Here is an 8,133-nt window from a genome sequence, read left to right as displayed (position 1 = left end):
CACCGAGCCCTGCAGGCCGTCCTTGCCTCCACCGCTTGACACAGGGCTACTCATGCCGCCACCCGTGCGCGCCACCCAGCCCGGAGCCGTCACGCTCCGTGGCCGACCTCCGGGTCGGTCGATGTCCGGAACTGCCGATGAGCGCGCACCCGATCATGCCGAAGGCCGGATGGTGTGTGGTTGGCGTTCGCGTGTCACGATCCACACCCGAGGCGATCGTTGAGCCCTACGCGGCACAGTTCCGGGCGCCGGCTATGACGGTCCACGGTCGATCATGTTCAGGGTGCCGGGTAAGGACAGAGGCGATCTGGTTCGTTGGCTCGCGGCCGCAGCCGCTGTGGTGTCGGCGCCGTCACGACCATCGGCGCCTCGATCGCAGACTTGATATCCGCACCCTTAACGAGTGGATTAGGCAGCTTCACGCCACGGAACTTGCGTTGGATCCGGGCAGCTGTCGGAAGTCGAAGAGCATTCCCTCGAAGTCGAAGCTGAGGTCCGTGTCGGCGAACACCAGGCCGCCGCTAAGGTCCAGCAGCTTGAGTTGGTTCTTGGCGACGGTATAAGAACGGCCCGAACCCAACATGCTCCACCCGAGTTCCTGGACCACGTCGTGGCTGGGGAAGCGCAACTCCTGCATGGCCGCCCCGAACTCGCGGGGGACGTACAGGACCGTGTCGCCGAGACAGCCGAGCACAGCGTCGACTCCGGCGTCCCGCAACACACGAGCGACGCGTCCGTACAGCTGTGGCGTACATGAAATCGCGACCATGGGACCGACGTGGAGGAAGTGGTACCAGCCCACGGGCAAGTCGCTGTCGGGATTCTTCGCGGCGACCCGGAAGAAGGACGTCGTCACGCTGTCAAGATGTTCGGATGTCCACACGAAGTACGTTGCGTAGAAGTCCGGTTGGCCGGGCGCCCGGCGAATTTCGCGGCGCATTGCCACGGGTATCTCGATCCTGACGTGCAACTGGCTCGCCAGGGCCGCCACGACGGTGGCCCAGTGCGCCAGTCGTAGCAGTTCCTGGGGTTGCGGTAGTCCGTGGTCCCGGACGATCGTCGCAAATGCCGGCGCTGCGGCGACCTCGATCCCTTGCATCCAGTTGTTGTTGCAGTCGCCGCACAGCGCGGTCACCACGCTGTTTCGGATGTCGCCCTCATGTTCGATCGCTCGATCGATGCCGCTCGACGCATGGCTGGACGACCCAAGCCGCGTGATCTCGTCGCCGGTTCCCATCAGGTCCCGGAACCGCTGCTGGAAGAGATGCGCCCTGGTGAGCTTCTCGTCTTGTCCGCAGTAGAAGCACTCCGCCATGGGCTTCTCCAACGCGCTGACTGAATGGCTCTTAGCCTAGGCGCCGCCTCCGCGGCCAGTCATCCGAGTTACGCGTGCATCCGTTCGAGGGTCAGGGACGACTGGCGTCGGAGTGACCTCAGCGCAGCACAGACTCGACCGGCTCTGCGAAGAGTTCCTTCTCAGCCGGCCGTCGGCCAAGGTCAAACACTTCACGATAATGGCGATGGGCGCCTACTTGGGTGAGCTCATCATCCGGGCGACCCGTGGTCGGTGGGGCTACGACGTGGACTTGCGCGAGGGGGTCGTCGAAACCGGCGGCCTAGTCGATGTCTCCGCCGACCTCGCCCGCACGACGCCGGCCGCCGCCCGAGCCGTTGGGCCGGTCATGACACCAACCCGCCGCCGCGACCGCGAACGACTCATCGGCGTGCTCATACCGACCCCGCTACCCGACAGACCGCAACCCGGTCCGGCGCCGATGCCGGAGTTGCCCGCACCAGTTCGCCAACGGCCTGTACCGCGCCAAAATCTGCCGCACATGCTGTGGGCTGGGAGTTCTCGGCTCGGGCTAATGATCGCCGGTATGGTCGTACGGTTGCTGTACCTGGGATGATCCACCTGTTCACCGGATTGGGGCTACTGCTCCGAGGAGACAGTGCGCTGCTGGTCGAGGTCCTCGCGCTACGGCACGAGATAGCGGTGCTACGCCGCCATGTCCACGGCCGGCCACAGCTGTCCTGGCCGGACCGGGCGATCCTGTCCGCCCTCGCCTGTCTGCCGCCCCGCCGGTTACGGGAGCATCGGATTGTCACTCCGGCCACGTTGCTGGCCTGGCACCGCCGGCTGGTGCGACACCGCTGGACCTACCCGAACCGACCCGGCAGGCCACCGGTCCGCGACGAGATCCGGAACCTTGTCCTGCGGCTGGCCGAAGAAAACCCGAGATGGGGACACCGCCGCGTCCAACGCGAACTACAGCGGCTCGGCCATCAGATCGGCGCCGGCACCATACGGCGAATCCTGGCTCGCCGCCGTATTGGCCCCGCGCCCCGCCAGCAGGACACCAATTGGCGTACGTTCCTGCGCAACCAGGCGGCGGGTGTGCTGGCGATCGACTTCTTCCACCTCGACACCATCCTGCTGCGGCGCCTGTACGCGCTGGCGCTCATTGAGGTGGCCACCCGACGGGTCCACATTCTCGGCGTCACCGCCCACCCCACCGGGCAATAGGTGACCCAGCTAGCCCGCAACCTCACCATGAACCTGGGCGAGCATGCCAACGGCTTCCGGTTCCTCATGCGCGACCGCGACCGCGACGCCAAGTACACCACCGCCTTCGATGCGGCGTTCACCGCCGAAGGAATCACGGTAGTCAAGACCCCGCCCCGCACCCCGCGAGCGAACTGCTTCATCGAACGCTGGGGCCGCAGCCTCCGGGAAGAATGCACCAACCACATGTTGATCTACAACGAGCGGCACGCACAGGCCGTCATCGGCGAGTACGTCGACCACTTCAACAACCACCGGCCCCACCAAGAACGACAGCAGCGCCCACCCAACCACAACCCGACCGTCGTCATCCCCCTGGACAAGCACGTACGGCGCCGACGGCGACTCGGCGGAGTGATCAACGAGTACCACCGGCCAGCCTGAGTCAATCTTCAAGACACCAGGTCACGGCCGTTGAACGAGTTTTGGCAGGTACAGGATTTTGGCATGGTACAGGGCGCACCAGGACAGCCAACCGGCGACCGCGGCCCGGTTGCGGTTCCAGGTCGCCGGGGCCCGGTGTCCCCCAGAGCCGTTCGAGGAGTTCAGCCGAGTCGTAGCCGTCGAGACCGGCAGGGGGCCAGTCGGCGCCGAGTTCGGCGAGCAGCCGGTCGAGGACGCCGGCGTAGCCGCGGAGCGCCGTCTGGAAACGGTCACCTGACTCTGCGGTATCGCTCAAGTCGTTCGCCGTGGCAATCCGCCGACTCAGCCGTTACCGCTGGGTGCTCGGCACAACGCCCAGTGTCCGGCTCGCGACCGCCTGGAGCGGGTCGACTTCGGTATTGGGATGGAGCCTGACGGATGACGGACATGGTCTGCGTGCCCCGTCACGCTGTCGCTGTACGCCATCCGACGCCACCGCATTACGCCGCAGCACTACCAGGAGTTCGACGATCTGGGCCACGAACGGGTTGCAGCGACATACATCGGCCGGGAACGGCGAGCGGACCCGGCCGGCTTTCGCCGACCGGGTCCATGAACAACAGACCGGTCCATGAGCAGCGGAACAGCCCACAAACAGCAGATCGGATGCGATTGCCCCCGATGTGGGTCAGGCGCAGGTCTGCCCGTTGAGGGTGAACGAAGCGGGGGTGTTGGGCGTGCCGGATGCGTTGAACCCGAAGGTGGTCGCGCCGCCGGCCGGGATCGTCGCGTTGTAGGCCAGGTTGGACGCGGTCACCGTGGCACCGGACTGGTTGGTCGCGGCGTTCCACGGGATGGTGACGGTGCTGCCGGCGCCCAGGTCCCAGTTGAGCCGCCAGCCGTTGATCGCGGAGCCGGAGTTGTAGAGGGTCACGTTCACCGTGTAACCACCCGGCCAGCTGTTGGCGACCTGGTAGGACACCCGGCAGGTGCTGGCGGTGCCCGAGTTGTCGACCGGCACGATGTCACCGAAGTCAGCGCGGGCCGTCGCGAAGTCCTGGAAGCCGATGCCCGGCCCAGCGCCGCTGGTGTGCGTGCCGGCGGCCAACACCGAGCCGTCCGGGTTCACCATGTAGACCGGACCGCCGCTGTCCCCGCCGTAACCGGACTCCAAACCGTCCAGCTGGGTGGCCTCGACCAGGTCCTGCCGGTCGGTGTAGTGGAACTGGACCTCGAGGTTGCAGATCGGGTGGCCGACCACCCAGGAAGTGGTGTAACCGGACTGGCAGAGCAGCTGCCCGGGGAAGACCTGCGTCCAGCCGACAACCGGCACCTTCGTCTCGTCGTACTGGCCGCCGACGTACATGTATTTACCCGCCGACTCGGCACTGATCAGTGCGGTGTCGTGGTCGACGTGCCGCCGCACCATCGTCCCGATCGGTTCGTTGACGCCGTCTGACCACAACGATCCGAGCTCACCGCAGTGCGCGGCGGTCAGCACGTACGGTGTGTTGGTGCCGGCGTGGCGAACCCCGAACCCGGCGGTGCAGTCGACGCCGGGTCCGTCCCGCGAGATGCCCGCGCCGCCGTTCCAGGGAGCCTCATCGTCGTCGCGGGTGGCGTGCAGCTTCGGCTCCTTCGCCGCGACGCTGTGGGTCTTGACGCCGGTGTTCGGCAGAGCCGGCACTTTGGCACCGGCTGAGGTGTCGACGGCGACCTCCAGGCCGCTGCCGTCCGTCTTGATCCGTACGGTATGTGCGGCGTCGGTCGGGTCGGAGGCGACGACGCGGCTCACCTTGGCTGCGGCGGTCTTCAGTTCGGTGCCGGAGTACGCGGCCGGTTCGACCTTGACCTCGGCGATCCGCCGGGCGCTGTCCACAGCCCGGGTGACGTCAGCTGGGACGGCGCCCTTCCACCACAGCGTGACGTGGCCTTTGACCAACCCGAGCCCGGCGTAGCCGCGTGGCTGGCCGGCCTCGACAGCCGACCGGATGACGCTCGCCGCGTCGATCAGCGGCACCTGGGCCGCCATCCGGGCGCGAACCGCCGATGACAGGTCGGCGGAGGTCACCGGCGGTGCGGCTGAGGCTGTCCCGCTGAACGCGATCGCGCCCACTGTGGACAGCCCGAGCAGGCCGGCAGCGACCACTCGGAGAGTGTTGCGAAAGATTGGCTTCATGCCCCCAGCCAACCGCCTGGTCGGACCCGCGAACAGGAAGAACAACCGGCAGGTTGGTTGGTGCCGCCAGTCCTGCCGGTCTTGGTGCCACAGCCTGAGGTGACGCCGTGTTGTCAATACTGAGCCGCTTTCAACCTGATCTTGCAGGTCAACCCGGGTGGGCCGGGGCCGCGGATCGATGAGGGCGAGGCTCCAGGTAAGACAGCAAATCGACCAAAACCCGATGCCCCAAACGGGAGCCTCACCATGCTGGCTTACCCGTCCACGATCTCGTTGTCCAGCCGAACCCTCAACCACCTCGCCGAACGCATCCGCAGCCACCGCAAGCAGCGTCGATCCCGCTGGCGGCGTTTCGGCCCCGGCCGTCGGGCCCTGCTCGCCCTAGCTGTACTGCCCAGGGACGTTGGTCAACCTGGTGATGGGTGAGCGGCCACCGATAGCGGTGTGGGGTCGGTGGTGATTGTAGTGATGTAGGAAGGCTGGTAGGGCCTTCCTGCGTGCGTTCTCTGATCCGTAGAAGCGGGCGAGGGCCCAGCCGTCGGTCATGGTGCGGTGGAAGCGTTCGACTTTCCGTTGGTCTGTGGCCGGTAGGGGCGGGTCTTCTTCGGTGTGATGCCGAGTTCGGTGCAGGCGTCGCGCCAGGCGTGGGACTTGTAGGCCGAGCCGTTGTCGGACAACACCCGTTCGACGGTGACTCCGCGGGCGGTGAACCAGGCGACGGCGTTGCGGAGCACCTCGATCGCGGTGAGGGCTTTCTCGTCGTCGCGGATCTCGGCGTAGGCCACGCGTGAGTGGTCGTCGACGACGGTGTGCACGAACGCGGTGCCGACACGGGGCTCGTAGCGGGTGTTGCGGGCTCCGGTGCGGCGGGCGGTCGCCTCGCGGTTGCGGCCGCCCTGGGCGTGGCCGACGTAGCGCCAGCCGCCGCCGTCGGGGATGTTGCCGTACTTCTTGACGTCGACATGCAGCATGGCGCCGGGATGGTGGTGTTCGTAGCGGCGCACGGGTTCGCCGGTGGCCCGGTCGATGTGTGACAGGCGGTTGACCCGGCACCGGGTCAGCGCGGCGTGCACGGTCGAGGCCGGCATGCCGAGCCGCCCGGCGATCTGGACCGGGCCGAGACGCTTTTTCAACCGCAGGTGAACAATCTCGCGGACAGTGGGCTGTGGGGTCCGCGACGGGCTGTGACATGGCCGCGATGACCGGTCCGCCATGCCGGCGCGACCGTGCTGGGTGTATCGGTCAGCCCAACGCCTCGCGGTCGGCCAGGACACGTCGTAGCGTTCGGCCGCTCGGGCGACCGGCCAGCCCTCATCGACGATCAGACGCGCCAGGCGCAGACGTGCGCGAGGGCTCAGGGCAGCGTTAGCGTGGGACACGAAGGCCTCCTGTTGCCGGAGCGGTTCCTAGACAGCTCCACTCCACAACCGGAGGCCTTCACCTACCTACGACATCAGATCGTGTCGTCACATGATCTCGACCAACCTCCCTGGGCAGTACACCTAGCCGGCGAGGCCACCTGGCTTACCAACCGCATCCGCGCGGACGGCGAGCCGGCGCTCTTCGATCCCGGCAAGGTGCGGACGACGTGCTACCCCTACCGGGGCACGAAGATCCCCACGCCGTGGGCCTCAACAAGCTGAGTGACGGAACGACCCCATCGCGGCTTGTGGAGAGCCCGGTGCTCAGTGATGGGCACGCCGCGTTCGGCGGGCGGCCCGAGGAAACGGACCGGTCGAAAGACCGGCACCGCGCCTCGGGCCGACCCAACAGAGCCCAAGGCAAACGCCACAACGCCGCCTTGATCTGCCTCGCGAGACGCTGCGTTGACGTCCTGTTCGCCGTGCGCCGCGACAATGCCCCCTACCAGCCACCGACGCCCAGGACGGCATGACATCAGCTGCGTGCGACCATGGTCGCCATGACGAGCACCAGAAAGGGCGATGGCGCGTAAGTCACCAGCGCGAGTACGCGCCGGCACACACCGCCGCCTTGACCAGCCCGCCGTTCCGGGCATCCCCGGCCTCAGCCCACGCGGCCGCGCCGCGATCGCCCAACTCGAACGCACCCGGCTATGGCCCGGCGCGGCATGTGAGGCCCTCGATGCATGGACTCACTTCCTACGCGATCCCTATCACCGGCTGTTCAACCCGGCATACGGCTGCGGCGCCCTCGCTTGCTGCCCTGACCCCATCGAACTCCGCCGCATCCTGCACATCATCATCCACGCCCTGCCGCGTCACGACGCCCGCCCACTCCGCCGCCGCGTCGCTGAACTCGACGACCAGTGGTGACATTCGAACCTTGACGGAACCCATAGGGACACCCCCACGCATGCGGATGTCCATGAGGACGACGTCGGCGCCGGTGCTGCGAGCGTTGTCGACGGCGTCGTGCCCGTTGGCCGCCTCGCCGACGACGTGCAGTCGAATGCATGCTAAACCGAAATGATCATGGCGGCCTGGCCCTGCCCCTAAAGGTCGTGGCGGACCAATTGGGCGGTCCGCCCGGACGGCGCCCCGATCTACGTCATCCTGGACATGTCCGTGCGGACCAGGCCCGGAGATCCGGGCCTGGGCGGCACGCTACCGAGGCTTCGTGACCCGTGTTGATCACAGTGTGTCGGGTCGGTGCCGGGACAGAGTTGGCGCGCGCCGGTCTTCGACGCTGCCGGTCAGCGAATCTTCTTCGTCGCCCGCTTGCAGGGCGGCGTCAACAGATCGGCGATCGCCGCGATCGCCGACGGCACCAAGCGGTAGTACGCCCAGACACCGCGCTTCTCCCGCTCGAGCAGGCCGGCCTCGGTGAGGATCCGGAGGTGATGACTCACGGTCGGCTGGGAGAGCCCGAGCGGCGCGGTGAGATCAGACACTGACGCCTCCCCCTCCGGAGCAGCCTGGATCAGACGAAGCACTCGCTCTACTGCACCAACCCGCTCTGCGGGGCGCGCACGGACGTCGGAGCGGGCGAGGCACGCCGGCTGCTCGCCGGAGCGCCGCGCTGCCGGCCGCGGAGTGCCCTGCAC

7 protein-coding genes and 3 pseudogenes are annotated in these 8,133 nt (G+C 67.4%); 5 read left to right on the top strand and 5 right to left on the bottom strand.

The window, feature by feature from the left end; all coding sequences use genetic code 11:
• Positions 1–418: 418 nt before the first annotated feature.
• Positions 419–1,327: a hypothetical protein gene (locus tag ACFP2T_RS43030; protein WP_377432785.1), complete on the bottom strand. Its 909-nt coding sequence runs from the start codon at positions 1,325–1,327 to the stop codon at positions 419–421.
• Positions 1,328–1,906: 579 nt separating this feature from the next.
• Between ACFP2T_RS43030 and ACFP2T_RS43025 the strand changes: the two genes are divergently transcribed.
• Genes ACFP2T_RS43025 through ACFP2T_RS43015 form a run of 3 tightly spaced genes read left to right on the top strand, consistent with a single transcriptional unit; the run spans position 1,907 to position 3,227 of the window.
• Complete coding sequence (locus ACFP2T_RS43025) at positions 1,907–2,527, top strand: IS3 family transposase (protein ID WP_377432783.1); 621 nt, start codon at positions 1,907–1,909, stop codon at positions 2,525–2,527.
• Positions 2,528–2,950 carry an integrase core domain-containing protein gene (locus tag ACFP2T_RS43020; RefSeq protein WP_377432782.1) on the top strand — a complete coding sequence of 141 codons (423 nt, stop codon included), beginning with the start codon at positions 2,528–2,530 and terminating at the stop codon, positions 2,948–2,950.
• A 58-nt stretch (positions 2,951–3,008) separates the two neighbouring features.
• Positions 3,009–3,227 carry a hypothetical protein gene (locus tag ACFP2T_RS43015; protein ID WP_377432781.1) on the top strand — a complete coding sequence of 73 codons (219 nt, stop codon included), beginning with the start codon at positions 3,009–3,011 and terminating at the stop codon, positions 3,225–3,227.
• Positions 3,228–3,617: 390 nt separating this feature from the next.
• Here the strand turns inward: ACFP2T_RS43015 and ACFP2T_RS43010 are convergent, their stop codons facing one another.
• The gene (locus ACFP2T_RS43010; RefSeq protein WP_377432780.1) at positions 3,618–5,108 is read right to left on the bottom strand and encodes a cellulose binding domain-containing protein; all 1,491 of its coding nucleotides are present in this window, start codon (positions 5,106–5,108) and stop codon (positions 3,618–3,620) included.
• Positions 5,109–5,354: 246 nt separating this feature from the next.
• On the opposite strand from ACFP2T_RS43010, the pseudogene ACFP2T_RS43005 reads away from it, so the two are divergent.
• A pseudogene (locus ACFP2T_RS43005) lies at positions 5,355–5,501 on the top strand (IS5/IS1182 family transposase); the annotation flags it as partial.
• Here ACFP2T_RS43005 and ACFP2T_RS43000 read toward each other — a convergent pair.
• Positions 5,490–6,487: pseudogene (locus tag ACFP2T_RS43000) on the bottom strand (IS481 family transposase). The pseudogenes ACFP2T_RS43005 and ACFP2T_RS43000 sit on opposite strands and share 12 nt — an antisense overlap.
• A gap of 392 nt (positions 6,488–6,879) precedes the next feature.
• On the opposite strand from ACFP2T_RS43000, the pseudogene ACFP2T_RS42995 reads away from it, so the two are divergent.
• A pseudogene (locus tag ACFP2T_RS42995) lies at positions 6,880–7,002 on the top strand (IS110 family transposase); the annotation flags it as partial.
• A 226-nt stretch (positions 7,003–7,228) separates the two neighbouring features.
• Here the strand turns inward: ACFP2T_RS42995 and ACFP2T_RS42990 are convergent.
• Both ACFP2T_RS42990 and ACFP2T_RS42985 read right to left on the bottom strand, forming a co-directional pair.
• A complete protein-coding gene (locus ACFP2T_RS42990) occupies positions 7,229–7,426 on the bottom strand; it encodes a hypothetical protein (protein ID WP_377432779.1) in 198 nt (65 codons plus the stop codon).
• Positions 7,427–7,782: 356 nt separating this feature from the next.
• On the bottom strand, positions 7,783–8,133 hold the full coding sequence (locus ACFP2T_RS42985) for an ArsR/SmtB family transcription factor (protein ID WP_377432790.1): 351 nt from the start codon (positions 8,131–8,133) through the stop codon (positions 7,783–7,785).

Origin of the sequence: Plantactinospora solaniradicis (genome assembly GCF_042658085.1) — a bacterium.
GTDB lineage: Bacteria > Actinomycetota > Actinomycetes > Mycobacteriales > Micromonosporaceae > Plantactinospora > Plantactinospora solaniradicis.
Note: the sequence above shows the minus strand (reverse complement) of the source record. Positions and strands in the feature narration are given on the sequence as shown.

Coding starts and splice junctions, on each gene's coding strand:
- ACFP2T_RS43025 (WP_377432783.1), top strand. CDS start 1,907: ATGATCCACCTGTTCACCGGATTGGGGCTACTGCTCCGAGGAGACAGT.
- ACFP2T_RS43010 (WP_377432780.1), bottom strand. CDS start 5,108: ATGAAGCCAATCTTTCGCAACACTCTCCGAGTGGTCGCTGCCGGCCTG.
- ACFP2T_RS42990 (WP_377432779.1), bottom strand. CDS start 7,426: ATGGGTTCCGTCAAGGTTCGAATGTCACCACTGGTCGTCGAGTTCAGC.